The sequence below is a fragment of the Rhizobium sp. N324 genome (assembly GCF_001664485.1).
Classification (GTDB): Bacteria; Pseudomonadota; Alphaproteobacteria; order Rhizobiales; family Rhizobiaceae; genus Rhizobium.
Window position 1 is genome coordinate 144,312 of sequence record NZ_CP013634.1, and the last position, 17,865, is coordinate 162,176.

Annotated in this window: 18 protein-coding genes; 7 read left to right on the forward strand and 11 right to left on the reverse strand. The window is 60.2% G+C overall.

Going from position 1 to position 17,865, the window contains the following annotated elements; translation table 11 throughout:
* The first annotated feature begins 92 nt into the window (after positions 1–92).
* Positions 93–2,210, forward strand: a complete 2,118-nt coding sequence (locus tag AMK05_RS28255; protein ID WP_064843162.1) for a carboxy terminal-processing peptidase — start codon at positions 93–95, stop codon at positions 2,208–2,210.
* A gap of 151 nt (positions 2,211–2,361) precedes the next feature.
* Here AMK05_RS28255 and AMK05_RS28260 read toward each other — a convergent pair whose 3' ends face one another.
* From AMK05_RS28260 to AMK05_RS28310, 11 genes are all read right to left on the reverse strand, one after another.
* Positions 2,362–4,971 carry an AMP-binding protein gene (locus tag AMK05_RS28260; protein WP_064843164.1) on the reverse strand — a complete coding sequence of 870 codons (2,610 nt, stop codon included), beginning with the start codon at positions 4,969–4,971 and terminating at the stop codon, positions 2,362–2,364.
* A 75-nt stretch (positions 4,972–5,046) separates the two neighbouring features.
* Complete coding sequence (locus tag AMK05_RS28265) at positions 5,047–5,556, reverse strand: hypothetical protein (RefSeq protein ID WP_064843166.1); 510 nt, start codon at positions 5,554–5,556, stop codon at positions 5,047–5,049.
* Positions 5,557–5,596: 40 nt separating this feature from the next.
* Positions 5,597–6,100, reverse strand: coding sequence for an SRPBCC family protein (locus AMK05_RS28270; protein ID WP_064843169.1), 504 nt, complete (start codon positions 6,098–6,100; stop codon positions 5,597–5,599).
* Complete coding sequence (locus tag AMK05_RS28275) at positions 6,093–6,440, reverse strand: ArsR/SmtB family transcription factor (protein ID WP_064843171.1); 348 nt, start codon at positions 6,438–6,440, stop codon at positions 6,093–6,095. Before AMK05_RS28275 ends, AMK05_RS28270 begins: the two co-directional genes overlap by 8 nt.
* A gap of 141 nt (positions 6,441–6,581) precedes the next feature.
* The gene (locus AMK05_RS28280) at positions 6,582–7,394 is read right to left on the reverse strand and encodes an ABC transporter ATP-binding protein (RefSeq protein WP_064843173.1); all 813 of its coding nucleotides are present in this window, start codon (positions 7,392–7,394) and stop codon (positions 6,582–6,584) included.
* A complete protein-coding gene (locus AMK05_RS28285) occupies positions 7,391–8,380 on the reverse strand; it encodes an ABC transporter ATP-binding protein (protein ID WP_064843175.1) in 990 nt (329 codons plus the stop codon). The genes AMK05_RS28280 and AMK05_RS28285 overlap by 4 nt, the downstream gene beginning before the upstream one ends.
* A 1-nt stretch (position 8,381) precedes the next feature.
* Positions 8,382–9,239 (reverse strand): ABC transporter permease, encoded by an 858-nt coding sequence (locus tag AMK05_RS28290; protein ID WP_064843177.1) that lies wholly within the window; start codon positions 9,237–9,239, stop codon positions 8,382–8,384.
* A gap of 3 nt (positions 9,240–9,242) precedes the next feature.
* Complete coding sequence (locus AMK05_RS28295) at positions 9,243–10,247, reverse strand: ABC transporter permease (protein WP_064843179.1); 1,005 nt, start codon at positions 10,245–10,247, stop codon at positions 9,243–9,245.
* A 119-nt stretch (positions 10,248–10,366) separates the two neighbouring features.
* Positions 10,367–12,271 carry an ABC transporter substrate-binding protein gene (locus AMK05_RS28300; protein ID WP_064843181.1) on the reverse strand — a complete coding sequence of 635 codons (1,905 nt, stop codon included), beginning with the start codon at positions 12,269–12,271 and terminating at the stop codon, positions 10,367–10,369.
* Between the two features lie 191 nt (positions 12,272–12,462).
* On the reverse strand, positions 12,463–13,971 hold the full coding sequence (arfA, locus tag AMK05_RS28305) for an arabinosylfuranosidase ArfA (RefSeq protein ID WP_064843183.1): 1,509 nt from the start codon (positions 13,969–13,971) through the stop codon (positions 12,463–12,465).
* A gap of 210 nt (positions 13,972–14,181) precedes the next feature.
* Positions 14,182–15,105, reverse strand: a complete 924-nt coding sequence (locus AMK05_RS28310; protein ID WP_064843185.1) for an ArsR/SmtB family transcription factor — start codon at positions 15,103–15,105, stop codon at positions 14,182–14,184.
* A gap of 184 nt (positions 15,106–15,289) precedes the next feature.
* Between AMK05_RS28310 and AMK05_RS28315 the strand changes: the two genes are divergently transcribed.
* The 6 genes from AMK05_RS28315 to AMK05_RS28340 all read left to right on the forward strand — a co-directional run bounded on the left by AMK05_RS28315 (position 15,290) and on the right by AMK05_RS28340 (position 17,786).
* Positions 15,290–15,814, forward strand: a complete 525-nt coding sequence (locus AMK05_RS28315) for a HEAT repeat domain-containing protein (RefSeq protein WP_064843189.1) — start codon at positions 15,290–15,292, stop codon at positions 15,812–15,814.
* Between the two features lie 68 nt (positions 15,815–15,882).
* Positions 15,883–16,230, forward strand: a complete 348-nt coding sequence (locus AMK05_RS28320; protein WP_064843191.1) for a DUF6881 domain-containing protein — start codon at positions 15,883–15,885, stop codon at positions 16,228–16,230.
* 37 nt (positions 16,231–16,267) lie between these two features.
* Positions 16,268–16,552: an immunity 53 family protein gene (locus tag AMK05_RS28325; RefSeq protein ID WP_064843193.1), complete on the forward strand. Its 285-nt coding sequence runs from the start codon at positions 16,268–16,270 to the stop codon at positions 16,550–16,552.
* A 46-nt stretch (positions 16,553–16,598) separates the two neighbouring features.
* Positions 16,599–17,012, forward strand: a complete 414-nt coding sequence (locus AMK05_RS28330; protein ID WP_171899870.1) for an Imm8 family immunity protein — start codon at positions 16,599–16,601, stop codon at positions 17,010–17,012.
* Between the two features lie 40 nt (positions 17,013–17,052).
* The gene (locus AMK05_RS28335; protein WP_049732966.1) at positions 17,053–17,337 is read left to right on the forward strand and encodes a hypothetical protein; all 285 of its coding nucleotides are present in this window, start codon (positions 17,053–17,055) and stop codon (positions 17,335–17,337) included.
* Positions 17,325–17,786 carry a hypothetical protein gene (locus tag AMK05_RS28340; protein WP_064843197.1) on the forward strand — a complete coding sequence of 154 codons (462 nt, stop codon included), beginning with the start codon at positions 17,325–17,327 and terminating at the stop codon, positions 17,784–17,786. Before AMK05_RS28335 ends, AMK05_RS28340 begins: the two co-directional genes overlap by 13 nt.
* Positions 17,787–17,865 lie beyond the last annotated feature (79 nt).

Sequence of the window (17,865 nt, forward strand, 5' to 3'; positions counted from 1 at the left end):
AGACGAAGTTCCTCCCCGCTTGCCAAAAAACCACAATTGCCTCACTTAGTTCACACATCCACCCTCGGCATGAAGAATTGGATCAACGCTGCATGCGCATAGCTTACGTTTTTCTCGGTGCATTTCTTGCACTCGTACAGTCCGCCTCCGCTGAAGTCGCATCGCCGCCGGTTTTGGCGCCGCTGGAGCGACAGGCGGAAGCGGCTCAGTTGAGCGCGCAATTTCTCTCGCGCTATAGTTATAAGCCGGTTCCGCTCGACGATGCCTTGTCGGCCAGGGTCATGGATGGGTTCATCAAGTCGCTGGATCCGGACCGCATGTTGTTCCTGCAGGCCGATATCGACAAGTTCATGGCGGAGCGCAGCGAGATCGACGATGCGATCGAGCGGAAGGACTTGAAGATCCCGTTTACGATCTTCAACGCCTATGAACAGCGTGTCGTCGACCGCATGACCTATGCGCGCAGCCTGCTGAAGCAGGATTTCGATTTCAGCGGGCAGGACAATTATTCGGTGCTGCGCGAGAAGGCGCCCTGGCCGCAATCGCAAGCCGAGAGTGATGAGCTGTGGCGCAAGCGCGTCAAAAGCGACTGGCTGCGGCTGAAGCTCGGCGGCAAGGCCGATGCGGCCATCCGCGAAACGCTCGACAAACGCTATGAAAACACGCTCGAGCGCGCTTACAAATTCAAGAGCGACGACGTTTTCCAGTCGTTCATGGACGCCTATTCGAACGCCATCGATCCGCACACGGATTATTTCGGCGCGGCCGCTTCGGCCGATTTCGATGTGTCGATGAAGCTTTCGCTGTTCGGCATCGGCGCGGTGCTGCAGGAGCGCGACGATTATACGACGATCCGTGAGCTGGTGCCCGGCGGGCCGGCCGAGCTTTCCGGCAAGCTTGCGGTCGGTGACCGCATCACCGGCGTCGGCCAGGGCAAGAACGGGCCGATCAAGGAAGTGGTGGGCACGCGGCTGGATGAGGTCGTGCAGATGATCCGCGGCAAAAAAGGCTCCGTCGTGCGCCTCGATATTCTGCCGGCCGATGCCGGCGCCGATGCCACGCATCGCGTCGTCAGCCTGGTGCGCGATAAGATCAGCCTGGAAAAGCAGGCGGCCAGGAAGACCGTGCAGACCGTGAAAGTCGGCGATACCGAGCGCAAGATCGGCATCATCACCCTGCCGGTCTTCTATGAGGATTTTGAAGCCAAGGGCAAAGGCGACAAGGATTACAAGAGCGCCAGCCGCGATGTCGCCAAGCTGCTCGGCGAGCTGAAGGATGAAAAGGTCGACAGCGTTCTCATGGACCTGCGCAACAATGGCGGCGGTTCATTGGACGAGGCGATCGATTTGACCGGCCTCTTCATCGGCAAGGGCCCGGTCGTGCAGCAGCGTCGCAGCGACGGCAAGATCGAGGTCAAAAGCTCGGATCTGGCAGAGCCTGTCTGGGCAGGCCCGATGGGTGTGCTGATCAATCGCGGCTCGGCCTCGGCCTCGGAGATTTTTGCCGCGGCCATCCAGGATTACGGCCGCGGCGTGATTGTCGGCGAAGGCAGCTTCGGCAAGGGCACGGTTCAGACGGTCGTCGATCTCGACCAGATGGTTCACAACAGCAAGCCCGAATATGGCGAGCTGAAGGTGACGATCGCCCAGTTTTTCCGGGTCAATGGCGGCACGACGCAGCTGCGCGGCGTCACCCCGGATATCAACCTGCCGGGGCTGTCTGATCCGACAAGCTTCGGCGAGACCAGCTATGACAATGCCCTGCCATGGGCGGAGATCAAGCCGGCGAAATACGCGCCCGAAGGCAATGTCACAGCCTTGTTGCCGGCATTGCAAAGCCGCCACGATGCCCGGGTCAAGGGCGATCCGGATTTCCAGCGCCTGGTGAAAGACATTGCCGACCTGAAGGCGCAGCGCGAGAAAGGCACCGTCTCCCTGAATGAAGCCGAACGCCGCAAGGAAGCGGCGGCGCGCGAGAAACGCTTCAAGGAGCGGGCGCAGGCGAGCGATGGCGACAACCCCGCCGGCGATGATGGCCTGGAGGCGGGCGAGCGCAGCCTGAGCGCCGATATCGCCCTCGAAAACGCCCGCAAGAACGCAAAAGACGTCCTGCTCGACGAGGCCGCCGCCATTCTTGCCGACGAGGTGGGTTTGCAGGACGGCGTGCTGAATGCCGCCACGAAACCATCGGGACAGGCGGACGGGAAATAGGCATACCGGCTGCAGCGCCGCGCGTCTCCGGACAGGAGACCGCGGCGTACTGGCGCATACAATCGTAGCCGCAATCGAGATTTCGACCGCGGCGCCGCTGGCTGTGGATGACCGAGACGGTGCAGCAGAACGGCTGCTGTTCGCTTACGGTTCAGACAGTCTCCGCCATCACCGTTCGCCCGTCCCTGCCACGGACCATTGCTATCCCGCCGAGCAGATTGCGAAGGTCGGTCGCGATTTTGTTGGCGATGACGCCGAGCGCCAGGCCACCTGATATCGCCAGCAGATGAAAGAGGGGAGCCGGCAGCACGGCCGCTGCCTGCGGCATCAGCAGTTCCGGCACGAAACGGTGCAGCAGGTAGGTGGGAAAGGCCGAGACGGCGATCAGCGTCACGACACGCCCCAGCCGCGCGGGCAGATGAATACGCGGCAGGTAGAGAAGGGCGAGAAGCGCTGCGAAGATCGTCAGATATTTGATCGTCGTTCCGATCCAGAGCGTTTCCCAGAAGGCGAGATAACCGAGCACGGCGGCGGCAACCGCCGTCAGGATGATCCGGTGCGCCGTCTTGCCGGCAAGGCCCGCGCACCAGCCGAACACGCCGAGATGCAGGCCCCAGTAGATGGTGAAAATCTGCCGCCTGCCGATATCGAAGAGCAGCGGCAGAGAAAACCGCGCGGCAACCGCCAGCCCAAGCAGCGCCAGCGAGAAGGCAAAGGGGTGCGCCCGCGCCAGCCTGCGCACATCAGGCACGGCAAAAACCAGCAGGAAAACCAGAAGCGTCTGCGCATAGGCTTCAATGAACCAGTAGAGATAGGGAAGCATCTCGTGGCGCTCCGGCTCGGCATAGCCGAAATTGCCGGTCAGCGTGACCGAGGCCCAGGGAACGGTGCGCCAGGCGAGCCCATAGGCGGCGACGATGAGAAAATAGGGGATGAGAACGTTGATTGCCGGCCGCAGCGCATGGCGGAAATTGCCGGCGAGGAAATGGCCCGACTGGAAGCGTGCCAGGCTGAAGCCGACGAGGAGCAGCATCACGCCCGATCCGCCGGGAATGGGCCAGAGCATCTCGTGATGGGTGACGACGAGCAGGATGGCGATCGCCCTCAGCACCAGATCGGTCGGCAGCGCCCTGACCTCGGCGCTATCGGTCCGCGCAGTGTGCGGGCCGACATCGAGCTCGGCGATCGCCGTCTGCTCCCAGCCCTCCGGCAGCGCGATGCCAAGCCTGTCGAGTTCCATCGTCAATTGCAGGAAGCGCAGCGAATCGCCGCCGAGCGAGACGAAGCTGTCGCTGCGACCGACATTGCGGGGGTAGAAGACCCTGACATAGGCATCGAGCACGCTGACTGCCGCGGCTCGTTTCGTCTCGCGCGTCGCCAGCATCTCCTCGCGGAGGCCGGCATAATCGACCTTGCCGGAGGCAAGCCTCGGGAGCTCTTGTCGCGGCCTGACGGAGACCAGGCTTGCCGGAAGATGGCTCGCCTCGACGAGCATTCCGAGCGCCCGATCGGCGGAAGCGGGATCGGTCACATAGGCCTGCAGACCGTGATCGTCACCGACAACAGCGGCCGCGATCCCCTTCTCGGCCAGAACCTGTTCCATGATGTCGAAACCGATCCGGAGCCCCGCGACCTTGGCGAAACGGCTCTTGCGGCCGACGATCCGGAAGAAACCGTCCTCGTCGCGCATGGCGATATCGCCGGTCTTCAATGCCGCGACCTCGGCGCCGCGCTGAAGATCGGCGCGGTCAGTGCCGTAGCCCATCATCACGTTCGGGCCGGCATAGACGAGTTCTCCGGCAACGTCAGGCCGATCGAGCGGATGACCGTCATCGCCGACGAGGCTGAGGCTGCCGCCGGGAATGGCGATGCCGATCCGCTCCTCATTGTCCGCCAGGCTTTCCGGCGGCACGAAGGCGATGCGGGCGGCTGCCTCGGTCTGGCCGTACATGACGAAGAAGCGGCCGCCCTTCGCGCACATATGGTCGCGGTAGAGGCGGATGAGCTCGGGCGCCAGCCGTCCGCCGGCCACCGTCATGAAGCGCAGCGCTTTGAGCTCTTGGCTTCGCAAGCGCGTCCTTTCCATCAGCTCATAGGAATAGGGCACGCCCGAAAGATTGGTGCAGCCGCTTTCGCCGAGCAATCTTGCAAAATCCTCGCTCACCACGGAGACGCCCGGAATGAAGATGCTGCCACCGGCGACGAGATGGGAATGGATGACGGAAAGGCCGTAGGAATAGTGAAGCGGCAGGACGAGCGCGGTTCTGTCGGCAGGGGAGAGTTCGAGATAGTGAGCAATCGCACGCGCATTGGCGTCAAGATTGGCATAGGACAGGCGCACGGCTTTCGCGAGGCCGGAACTGCCTGAGGTCATCAGCAGCAGGGCGAGATCCGGATGCAGCGGCGCGTCGCTTTGCTGAGGCCAGTTTTCCCCAACGAGCCGCCAGCGGCCGTCGGCCGGGCGGTAGGTGAAATCCGGCCGAAAGGCTGACAGAAACTCTTGCCACAGCCTGTCATCGCAGGGCGGCAGCATGGCCACCGCATGGCCGGCGCGCAGCGCGCCGAGATAGGCGACGATCGCATGTTCCGAAACATCGGCCGAAATCGCCACAAGCCGCTTTTCCCCGCCTCCCAGCCGCTCGGCAAAGCGCAGCGTTCGGGCATTGAGGTCGGCGTAGGAGAGCGTCCGCCCGTCGGCGAAGATGAGGGCCGGGCGCTGATCGCCGCGAGTGATTTCAGGAAACAGGTCGGCGGGGATCATGCTTACGCTTCGAATGGCAGAAACTGGCGAAGCGCGTATTATCCTTGATAATCGCAGTCAAGTAATTTGCGGGGTTCAGGTGAGTTGAGCGAGGATATCGTCGACGACAGCTGGAACGGGTTTCGCCGTGTCGATCTTATTGCCGGCAGGAAGATACTCCCGGCTACGATGGTAGCGGAGCACCAGGGCCCGCTCGGCCGGCTCGAAGCCCGGCTCATCCGGCCGCCCATCCAGGCGTCGGTTCAACGTCTCGACATCGATGTCGAGCACGAAAACCTGATCGAACAGGTCCAGGAATTTGTGGAAATTGCGCGAACCGCCGCAAAAGAACGTGGCAGGATGGGTGGTGTCGGCAGCGATCGCGCGGACCTTGTCGACAGGCCAGATCCAGTGAGCGTATCCCCAAACGATGCGGTCTGCGCCTTCGGGTGGTCCTGCGAGCGCCTGGCCTGTTTCGGGATCGCCGACATAGGCCAGAACGCGGTCACCATGGACGACATGGTAGCCCCGTCGCTCCAGTTCGGTCGCGACAGACGTCTTACCCGTTCCCGAGCCGCCTTCGATCAGATAGTTCCTGATGCCCATGGGCTTTTTTGGCTCCTCGAGGCGAGTTTTCCGACCGGCGCTACCTGCCTAGGCTGGCGAGCAATTCGCCGAGCTGCTCCAACTGCTCCGGCAATGCGGCGGCCGAGCCCTGCAGCGCTTCCTCAAGCGCTTCCCTGGACGGATAGACTTCCTGGAAAGTCAGCAGTGTCCTCCCGCCCTGGTCCTCGAAGGTCACGGTCGTGATCGCGCCCTCTTCGCCCTCATCGTTGGTCCAGACGATGCGTTCGTTCGGCACCACCTCGAGATACTTGCCATAGAAGGCCATGGTGTCGGAACCGCCGGCGCCGAATTCCAGCCGATATTTGCCGCCGGTACGCACATCCATCTCGCACGATACGAGCGAAATGCCGGGCACCGATTTTGGCATCCACCAGCGCTGGAACAGCTCGGGCTGGCTCCACGCCCTGTAAACCGTGCTCGGCGGCGCATCGAATGTCCTGGTTACCAGAAGTTCGCGATCGCCTCTGCGCTCGACTGACGTGCGGTTCCGCGCACCACCTGTACTGTTGCCTTGCTCAATCATCGCGTCCCTCCCGTTTTATCTCGCTGATGATGTCGTCCAATGCTTCGAAGCGGGCCTCGAAGAGCTTGCGATGTGCTTCGATCCACTCGGCTTCCGCCTTGAGGCCGCGTTCCCCCAGCTTGCAGGTTCTCACCCGTCCGATCTTCTGCGTGACGACCAGCCCGGCCCGCTCGAGAACCTGGACGTGCTTCTTCATGCCGGTCAGCGTCATCTGGAACTTGTCGGCGAGACTGGTGATCGACGCGTCCCCCCGCCCAAGCTGATCGATGATCCCGCGGCGGGTCGCATCGGCCAGCGCCGCAAACGAGAGATCGAGGGGAGGGCTTACATACTGAACCATATAGTTCAGTATTACCCTGTTCGTGCGGGAAGTGCAAGCCTTCCGAACTTTGTGGCCGCAGATCGGTCATGGTCATGCACTGCGGCGGCGGCCCCACATCGGACACAGCATCCAGGCCAAGCCGATCTCGGCGACCGGCGCTCACATCGCCGGGCTGAAATCCGCCGCCAGCACCGCCTCCTTCAGCGCCCGCGAATAGGGATGCTGCGGATTATCGAGCACCGGGCGGGCCGGTCCGCGTTCGACGATCTCGCCCTTGCGCATGATGATGATGTTATCGCTGACGTAATAGGCGGTGGCCAGATCGTGGGTGATGTAGATGATCGACAGGCCGAGTTCGTTTTTCAGCCGGCCGAAAAGGTTGACGATCGCCATGCGCAGCGAGGCGTCGACCATCGAGACCGGTTCGTCGGCGACCAGCAGGCGCGGCTGCGGGATCAGCGCGCGGGCGATGGCGACGCGCTGAAGCTGGCCGCCGGAGAGTTCGTGGGGGAAGCGGCCTTTGACTTCCTCGAGGGTGAGGCCGACATGCACGAGGGCGGCATCGGCCATGCGCTCGGCTTCTTTACGGTCTATCCGTTTTCCCGGGCCCGACAGGTTGCGGGCCGTCTCGAACAGATAACGGTCGACCCGCTTCAGCGGATTGAAGGCTTCGAACGGGTTCTGCAGAACCGGCTGCACCTCCTTCATGAAGGCCTTGCGTTCGGAGCGGCTATGGATGGAGACGGCTTGGCCGGAGAATTCCAGCTGCCCTTCCGTCGGTTCGGTCTGCCCCAGGATCATCGCCGCGATCGTCGATTTTCCCGAGCCGGATTCGCCGACGATCGACAGGATTTCCGGCTCTTCCCCGACTTCGAAACTGACATCCTTGACCGCGGTGATCAGGCGCCGGCCGAGCATGCCGCCCTGGCGATAGACTTTGGTGACATGCGAGAGGTGAAGCAGAGCGGTCAAACCTGATCTCCCGTAACTGCAAAACAGGCCACACGGCGCTCCGGCTCGACCGTGACGAGCGGCGGCACCTTTTGCGAGCAGATCTCCATCCGTTTCGGACAGCGCGGGTGAAAGCGGCAGCCTTCCGGCGGCATGGCAAGGTTCGGCGGGCGCCCCTCCAGCGACGGCCGCGTCGTCGCATCGCCGATGCGCGGCAGGCTGCCGACGAGGTGCTGCGTATAGGGATGCAGCGGCTTGCTGAAGAGTTTGGGGGTCGGCGCTTCCTCGACCAGACGCCCGGCATAGACGATGCCGATGCGGTCGGAAACCGTGGCGTGCACCCCCATATCATGGGTAACGAACAGAAAGGACGAGCCCATCTCGCGCTGGATTTCGCGGATCATCGACAGCACGTCGCGCTGGACGATGACGTCGAGCGCGGTCGTCGGTTCATCGGCGATGATGAATTCCGGCGTCAGGATGGTGGCGAGCGCGATGGTCATGCGCTGGCGCATGCCGCCGGAGAGTTCGTGCGGATAGGCGTCGAGCAGATGCGGATCGAGCTTCAGCCGCTGCAAATGGGCGGCGACCCTTTCGAAGAACACCTGTTTGCTGACAGCCATGTGGCGGAAGGCGAAATCGGTGAAGGAATGGCGGATCCGGCGCACCGGGTTGAGCACGTTCATCGAGCCCTGCATGATATAGGACAGATGCTTCCAGCGCAGCGCCATGCGCTCCTCCGGCTTCATCGCATAAATATCCTGGGTGCCGCCGGCAAAGTGGAATTTCACGCTGCCCGACACGACCCTGAGCGGCGGCCGGATGGCGCCGGCGATGGTTTTGATCAGGGTCGTCTTGCCGCTGCTCGATTCGCCGGCGACGCCATAGACCTCGCCGCGGCCGATCGTCAGGCTGATATCGTCGACGGCGCGCACCTCGCGATCGACGCCAAAAAGGAAGGCGCGGTAATAGGCTTTCAGATTCTCGATTTCGACCAAATTCTCCATGCTAACTTCCCATCCGGTTCAGCCGGCTGCGCGGATCATTGTATTCGTTCATCGACATCGACAGCAGGAAGAGCGCCAGAAACAGAATGACGATGACGGCGACGGGCGCCGCCACCCACCACCACACTCCCGATATCAGCGCCGAATGCGCATTGGCCCAGTAGATCATCATGCCCATGGTCGGCGTCTCGATATCGGTGAAGCCGAGCACCGAAAGGGTGATCTCCATGCCGATCGACCAGATCATGTTGTTCATGGTGGTGGCAAAGACGATCGGCAGCACATAGGGCAGATGCTCCTCGACCAGGATCTTGCGCATGCTCATGCCGGAATAGACGCTCTGGGTGGTAAACGGCCTGGTCTTCAGGCCGATCGCCACCGAGCGGATCAGGCGCGCGTCATAAGACCAGCCGAGCGAGGCCATGATGACGATCAGCGTCGTCCAGGTCATGCTGTCCTTCAGCACGAAATAGAACAGGATCAGCAGCGGAAATTGCGGGATGACCATGACGCTGTCGTTGATCGCCATCAGCACCCGGTCGACTGCGCCGCCGGCATAACCAGCGACTAGGCCGACGACCAGCGATATGATGCGGGAGAGAAAGGCGACGCCGATGCCGAAATAGAGCGTGTTGCGCAGCGCCGTCGTCAGCTGCCAGAACACGTCCTGGCCGCGCGATGTGGTGCCGAGCCAATAATCGCCGTCGGGCGGCATGTCGGGCGGCAGAAGATAGATGTCCGTCGGCGCGTAGGGCGAGAAATAGGACAGGATGATGAACCCGACGATGACGGCAAAGAGGAGCAGGCCGCAGAGAAATTCCAGGTTCTGGCGTGCGAGGTCGCGGACGATGGTAAACATGGCCTATTCCACCTTGATGCGCGGGTCGATCAGCGGGCTCAGAATGTCGATGATGAAGACGGCGGCGGCGACGCCGACGATCGACAAGGCGCTGAGGCCGAGCACCAGGCTGTAGTCGCCGGCATGCACCGCCGAAATCAACAGGTTGCCGATGCCGGGATAGCCGAAGACGATTTCAGTGATGACCGTGCCGTTGAAGATCGCGCCGAGCGACATGGCAAGCCCGGTGAATTGCGGCACCATGGCGTTGCGGGCGATGTAGGAGCGGAGGATCTTCCGCTTCGGCACCCCGCCGAGTTCGGCGAAGACGACGTAGTCATCGGTGATGATGTTGGACACCAGCGCCCGCATGCCGATCAGCCAGCTGCCGGCACCGACAAGGATCAGCGACAGGGCCGGCAGAATCGAATGTTCGAGGATATCGAGCACCAGGGCGAAAGAGAGATTGAGATTGGCGTTCATCTCATAGCCGCCGTTGATCGGCAGCACCGGCCAGAGATAGCCGAACAGAATGAGCAGCACGAAGGCCAGGATATAGTAGGGAATGGGCAGCAGGGCGATGCAGACGAGGCTGACGGCCTTTAGCACCATGTTCTTCCGGTAATAGCCGGCAAGCGCGCCGAGCGCATTGCCGAGCACGAAGGTGATCAGCGTCGAGACCGTCATCAGCCCGATGGTCCAGGGCAGGGACCGCATAATGATCGTGGAAACGGGTGTCGGAAAGGCCGACAGCGAGGGGCCGAGATCGCCGGTCGCAAGCCGCAGCCAGAAATGCAGATATTGCTGCCAGATCGAGCCCTCCATGCCGTAAAGCTCGCGCAGCGACTGACGCATCAGTTCGATCGCATTCGGATCGGACTGCCCCATCTGGGTGATGGCGCCTATGCTTTCTTCGACCGGATCGATCGGGGTCAGGTGGGTGACGAAGAAGGTGATGCTGACGCCAAGAAAGACGACGAGCAGAAACTGACCGAACCGCTTCAGCACAAAGATCAGATAGGGCGTCATAAGGCAGTGGTTCCTCTCTGGTTTCCTTCAGCGCCGGGAAGGGATCGAAGGAAAGGATCGGCGGGCAGAGCCCGCCGATAAGGGGCCGGCGCGTGGCTAAAGCGCCGGCGTTGGGAGGATTATTTCGGTTGAGCCGGCTTCAGCTTGACCATCATCAGCCTGGAATTCGCCCAGTTCGGAACCGGGTCGGTATAGGGGTCTGCGATGGTGGGGTAACCGGTCCAATAGGTCGTGTCCATCGAGGTGAAGACGTTGTAGGACATCAGCGGGATCGTCGGCATTTCTTTGGCGACCAGCTTCAGATAATCCTTGCCGAGCTCGATGCCCTTGGGATCGTCGGCGCTGATGCCGCGGATGGTCTCGATGATCTTGTCGAGTTCCGGATTGGTCCAGCGCTGCCAGTTGCGCGGCGGCTGAACTTCACCCTTCTTGGCGACGAACTGCGAGTGCCAGCTGTCGAGGAAGAACGACAGATCGGGATCGCCGCCCCAGGTCTCGACGCTCCAGGCAATCGCCACCTGGAAATCGCCGGGCTGCAGCGCCACCTGCCACAGGTTGGTCGTCGGCACGGCTTTGGCATCGATGCCGAAGGCGGCCCATTGCTGTGCAATCAGCGTGCCGGCCCGGGTGAAGACGGAGCGCGTGTCGCCCTCCACCGTCATCCGGATCTTGAACGGCTGGCCATCCGGGGTCATCCATTTGCCGCCGCTCTTCTTGAAGCCGGCCTTTTCAAGCAGCTCGGCGGCTGCCTGCGGATTGGGCTTCCACCAGCCATAACCGAAGGCCGTGCTGATCGCCTCAGGATCGGTCGGGATCTGGTCCTTGAATTTCGGCTGCTTGCGCAGGAGATCGGCGACCTGCTGCCCGATCGTCGGGTCGTAGGGCTTGATCTTCTGCTTGCCGGTGTCGATCTCGAAATCCTTCAGCCAATCCTGCATCGGCGCCTGATAGTCTTTCATGGCGATCGCCGTCGGCGGCACACCGAGTGCCGAGAGCGTGGCGGTGCCGCGATAGCTCGCCATGTCGACGGCCTTGATGTCGATCAGCAGGGCAAGCGCCCAGCGCACATCGGGATTGTTGAAGGTCGGATCCTGGGTGTTGAAGATCACCGCCGGCAGTGTCGGATCGGGATGGGCGAAGGGGAAGCCCGGGAACCAGGTCTCGATCGACTTGGATTTTTCCTTCAGCGTGAACATGCCCTCGGGCGTATTGTCGTGGATGATATCGAGATTGTGCTCGAGCTGGGCGATGGTGCGTTTATCCGGCGGGCCGGGATCGACATAGGTCACGTATTTCGGGGCCGGCTCGCCGAAGCGGGCAAGCGATGTCTTCTGCCAGTCGTCGCGCTTCTCCCAGGTATACCACTTGCCCTGAGGGTCGTAGGCCTTGAGCTTGTAGGCGCCGAGCGAGACCGGATTGGCGAAATCGTAGCGAAGCGGATCGGCCACTTTCTCGAACACATGCTTGGGCATGATCCAGGCGCCGTTCCAGCGCACGGTGAAAAGCGCGTGGAAGCGCGAATTGGGCTTCTTCAGCTTGAACACCACGGTTTGGGGATCGGTCGCCTCGACGCTTGCCACCTGCACCGAGAAGGCCGCACTCCAGACCATGCCGGGGTGATCCATCTGCGTCTTGACGGTATAGACCACGTCGTCTGCCGTGAACTCGACGCCGTCGCTCCAGAAGAGCCCCTTGCGCAGTTTCACGGTCATCTCGGTGAAGTCGGCATTATATTGCGGCTTGTCGGCGGCGAGCGAATTATCCCAGGTCGAGCCGCCAAGCCCTTGTTCGGGGTCGATATACCAGAGCGTATCCATGGTCAGCTGCTGCAGACCGGTGGAAACACCGGCGCCGGCATTGACCCAGATGTTGAACCAGCCGGGATTTTTGATCGTCCCTTCCGGATTTTCGACGATGAGCGTCTCCTTGCGCGGCAAGGAGGTGTAGTCATCGGCCCTGGCCGCCGCCGTCAGGCCGAGTGCGGCCAGCGCGACGCCAAAGGCGAGCCTCTTCAACTGTTGCATGAACTCCTCCCTAGAAAGCGACGATCGGCGGCCGCAAGGGCACGCATGGGCACGTCGCGGTTGTCGGTTTGCAAAGGCTCGGGACTTCAGGTCCTGGGCTCTGGCGAACCATCCTTCCGGCCCGCCTGCCTCCTCGCAGTCGAGCCGAATCTCTTGAGCCGGGGCCAGTGGGCCTTATCCGGCGGCGGCTGTCACACCGACAGCCGAATGACGTTGTAGGACAGCGGCTTCAGCGCCGCCCGCAACCGTCCGTCCTCGATCTTGGCGCCCTCGGCTTTGACGGGGGCGACCGTATCCTGCCGCTGCGCCGTGTTGACGGCTTCGAGATCGCTATGGGTCATCTCCACCTGCTCGACGACGCTCGCGGCTCCAAAACCTTCCAGTCGCACATCGAGATCGAGCGCCGTGTTCGGGTGGCGGTTGACGGCAAGGAAGGTCAGCGTCTTGCCATCCTCGGAATGGACCGCCGAGACGTCGAGATAGGGAACGTCGTTCTCCTCGTCGCTGTCATAGGTCGGGCCATCGACGACCAGCTGCAGTGCCGTTCCACGGCCATATCGGGAGGCGTAATAGAAGGGATAATAAATCGTCTGGCGCCAGGCGGCCCCGCCGTCGTCGGTCATGATCGGGGCGATGACGTTGACGAGCTGGGCGATGCAGGCGATGCGCACCCGGTCGGAACGGCGGATGAAGGTGTTCAGGATACCGCCGACCTGCAGCACGTCCTCGAAATTATAGACGTCTTCAAGCAGATGCGGCGCATCCGGCCACTCGTCGCGCGCCAGGATTTCCTTGTCCTGCTGGTTGGAATGGTACCAGACGTTCCATTCGTCGAAGGAAATGCCGATCGTCTTCTTCGAGCGCTTTTTCGCCTTGATGTAGTCGATCACGCCGCCGATCGTGGTGATGTAGCGGTCGAGCTTCGTCGCGCGGGAGAGATAGTTCAGCGTATTCTTCTCGCGGTTGGCGAAATACATATGCAGCGAGATATGGTCGGCGCTGTCGTAGCACTGCTCGAGCACCTGAGCCTCCCAATCGGGATAGGTCTTCATGTCGGAATTGGAGGAGCCGCAAACCACGAGTTCGAGCGACTTGTCGAAGCCGCGCATGGCCTTGGCCGTTTCGTCTGCCAGCCGGCCATATTCATAGGCCGATTTGTGGCCGACCTGCCAGGGTCCGTCCATCTCATTGCCGAGGCACCACAATTTGACATCGTGCGGATTGGCCCAGCCGTGTTTGCGGCGCAGATCGGAATAATAGGTGCCGCCGGGATGGTTGCAATATTCGAGGAAATTGCGGGCGGCATCCAGGCCGCGGGATCCGAGATTGACGGCGAGCATCGGCTTGGTGTTCGCCTTCTTGCACCAGTCGACGAATTCGTTGACGCCGATCTGGTTGGCTTCGCGGGTGCGCCAGGCAAGGTCGAGGCGGACGGGGCGCTCAGAGCGCGGGCCGACGCCATCTTCCCAATTATAGGCCGAGACGAAATTGCCGCCGGGATAACGGCAGTAGGGCGTGTCGAGATCACGCACCAGATCGAGCACGTCGCGGCGGAAACCGTCCTCGTCGGCTGTCGGATGTCCGGGCTCGTAGATGCCGCCGTAGATCGCTCTGCCGAGATGCTCGAGAAATGAGCTGTAAAGCCTGGAATCAATGGTCGCGATGCGGAAATCGCGGTGGGCAACGACATTGGTCTTCAACGGATCCTCCCGTTTATGTATCAGAAATTTTGTTTTCTTGCCTCTAACTTGATATCAGGAATGTCGTTGTGTCAACCAAGGTTCGCATTTAATCATACTATTGCGCAATTGGAGAAAATTCATTTCATATCAATTGCTTGCTGTAAATTAGCCGTCGCTGAATCAATAAAAAATCGGGCTTTTTAAATCAGTATTTCCGATATTGTCTAATCAGACGTGCAGCCGCATGATGATGTCGCGGCCGTGATTTCCGAAGCCGCGGCCGAAAATATTGACGCCGCCGGTGTGGCCGGCATTTTCGGCGATGCCGACGCGCAGCCGAATGGACGAGTGCTGGCCGAGCGCGAGATCGCCGAGCGTGACATTCGATGCGGCGACACCGTCGATGAAGGTGCCGCGCGTCGAGATGCGCCAGGTCTTCATCGCCCCATATTGCGAGCCTTCCAGCTTCCACCAGGCCGGCGTGAAGGCGCCGCGCTTGTCGCCGTAGTCGCCGGGCGAGGTCCAGGTGCCGATCGCCATGCCGTTGACCCAGAGCGTGATGTCGGAAGGCCAGTCCGGATTGGTGCCGGGCACCTCGGACGACAGCTCCATCGAAAATTCGATGGCTCGGATGTCCTTATTCAAGACCTTGGCATTGTTGGGGAATTTATACTCGACATAGCCCCGGCCGAACCAGACGAGCCCCGCCTGCATGCGCTGCGGATCAAGGAAATAATCGGGCACATCGAGGGGGCCGATGACGCTCTCACTGGAGCAAAGACCGCAGGGCGCATGCACGTCGCAGCTGGTGTAGAGCCCCACCGGCATCTCGACTTCGATGATATTGTTGGCCCGTTGAGCGGCACTTTCCTCGAAGCTGATCAGGATTTCGCTGTAGACGGCCGAGCAGATCTTCTGGTTGCCCTTGCGCGCCTTGGCCAGCCGGGATTCGACGAGGCCGGCCTCTTCCAAAATCTGGATGCCGGTGGCAACAGTCGATTGCGGCAGGGAAAGTGCCTGCGCGATATCATTGATATTTGTCGGCCCTTTGGCGCAGAGCAGCTTGAGCATCTCAACCCGCGCCGGCGCCGAAAGCGCCCGTATCGCCTCATTATTCTCGCCGGCGGCAATCGTCAAAAACGAACGTTCCATTATATCCCCATCGTTCTCGATGGGATGATGTATATCGGAAATTGTGATACATCAAGAGGGGGCGCTGGAGGATTTGTGTGATTTCGTAGCGTTATCCATCCGCTATCAACGATTAGCCCGCAGATCTCAGAGATATGTCGATTATGGCAGAGTTACACAGGTCCCCGATCACAGGGCGGCTCACATGACAGAAGATGAACGTGAACTGATCACGCGGCTCGTTGCGGTGCCTTGCACCAAGTTCGCCGGGCAATGCATATCCAAACAGGAATTTTTAGAACGCTTTCGAGACGGGAAGATCCTAACAAATGAACTTCTAGCCGAGGCGATCGAATCGAAGATTGCCGATGACCTGGAATGCGCATTGATCGTTGGCTTCAGCTTCGGCTTCACCAAGGAGAGCATGGGCCTGCTTTTGCAGTTGCTACAGGAGGGCTGGCATTTCAAGCATGAGGATGTTGTCTCTGCTCTGGCCGATCTGAAAGCACCGGAAGCCGTCGAGGCCCTTTACAAGGTCACTCATTGGGTCCCGAGCTATCTGGAGTTTGACGACGCCCGAGCGCTTGCCGTCAAAGCTATTTGGGCACTCGGCGCGATCGCCGACCCCCGGGCGCAGGCCTTCTTGATGGCGTTAAGCACGGATCAAAATATCATCATCCAGCAAAACGCATTAAAGCAGCTGTCGATGCGGGCGGGAAGGTTCACGTAGCGGATGGGTTGCTGAAGCTCACCCGAGCTTATAGGCAGAATTATCGTCAGCGGAAGGGCGCACGGGCAATGAAATATATAAAGGTCAAATGGCTGCATTCGCTGCCGGACATGCCCGTGCTTCTCTACAGCGAATTGGATCCTGATAGGTGGGAGGTCCGAAAGGTCGAGGCCTACGCCGACGGCACGACAGACTTTGCCGATTGTGATGAGAGTTCGGGCAGCACCGAGCTGGGTATCGAACCTTGCCCTTTATTGGAGGTCATCGCGGTCGATCCCGTGTTTGAACCGGAGGTGATATCGAGAGAAGAGTTTGAGGCGGTGTGGCAACACGCAAAAGGGACGGCTAGAGCGAGGGGCGTCCGGAATGATCGGACGAACCCCAGCACCGGCTCAACAGCTGACGACGACGGATAGCACCCTGACAGCCTGAAAGATCGGAGGGCAGATCACTATGGATTCTATTTCAAGGCTGTGCGCCTGGTTCGAGCGCCAATGCGTGGGCGAATGGCATGAGGACCATGGAATCAAAATCGATACCATCGACAATCCCGGTTGGTCGATGAAAGCCGATCTCGCGGGAACGGGCCTTCAGGACAAGGAGTTTCCGGAGATCCGAGTTGAACGATCGCAGCATGACTGGTTTGTTGCTCGCAGAAATGATCAAGCCTTTGAGGCATTCGGCGGGCCAATGAACCTCAATGAAATGATTGAAAGTTTCCTCGCTTGGACGGAATAGTTGCCGCTGAGAGCGTGAGGGCGGCTTTGCAAGGAATGGAATGTCAATGCCGACTGGACGTAAAATAACCCTTGTGCCACGCAGCCTTACCTCGGCCGATTTGCCTGATCCATTCTGGGAAATCGATCTTCTCAAGGAGCAGGGTTATGAAGCTCCGGATCTCGCCAGGGTGAAATTTCAACTATCGCTAGACATTGGACCAGTTGGCTCCGCGGCGGCAGATACCTTTCAATGTATAGTTGTTACGGAGGAGCTGAAGAGCACTCTGAGGGGAAATGCGAAAATTATCTTGATGGATACATATAGCTACGGCAAATTCAAGGAGAATATTCTCTCAATAATTGCCAATTGCGAGGCTGATACCTGGTACGGCTGCATAGTAAATCTTCGAAGATATTTCTCATGGGAATACGAAGGCATGTATAGCGAAGCAGAAATTCGAAGGCTTAACGATCGATAGTTGCATATGCCAGAAGGTGTAATGGCCTGGGGATATTGAAATGGCTTACATTGCTGCGACAAATGAATGCGGGTTGATAATAAGAAAAGCCGCTCTGATTGAAAAGAAGCTTTCCCGCCAAGTCCTTGTCGAAGTGATGCAGGGAATCGATCTCATTGCGGAAAACGGGGATCTCCTGACGTTCGGACCTTTGTTCGGGGAAGAAGCCTACCGAGCAATCATGGGGCGCCTCGAAGCGGCTGGTCTTGACTATGTGGACGATTATTTCGGCCTGGATATGCCGGTGCCCTCCTGGATTGAAATTGGCGTCCAATGGCGAAGCTGAGGATCGGCGATATCGTCGAGATCAACACGGCGAAGGGATTGGCCTATGCACATTACGCGCATAGGCACAAGCAATATGGCGCGTTGCTGCGCGTATTCGGGAAACTCTTTAATGCCCGGCCTGATAGCTTCGCCGATCTCGTGCGCAGCCGACCGGTGTTTATGTGCTTCTTTCCGCTTAACGCGGCCGTTCATCGACGTATCGTATCAATCGCAGGCGATGAGGCGCTGCCAGTTGAAGCCAGGAAATTCCCTATATTCCGTGCTGGTGTTGTAGATCCGGCTACGCGAAAAGTAGAGGTTTGGTGGCTGTGGGATGGCGAGAAAGAATGGCCGATCGGGCAGTTGACTGCCGAACAGCGTCAGCTTTCGATTCGAGCAATCTGGAATGATACAATATTGGTAGAGCGCATTGAAGCTGGTTGGACGCCGGAAGCAGATCCGACGTAGAGGCAGTAGACAGGGCGCTATCGGCGACCTGCTTAGGGGCATCAAAACGATCACCGGTCCCCAGGAGGCAGCTGGAACT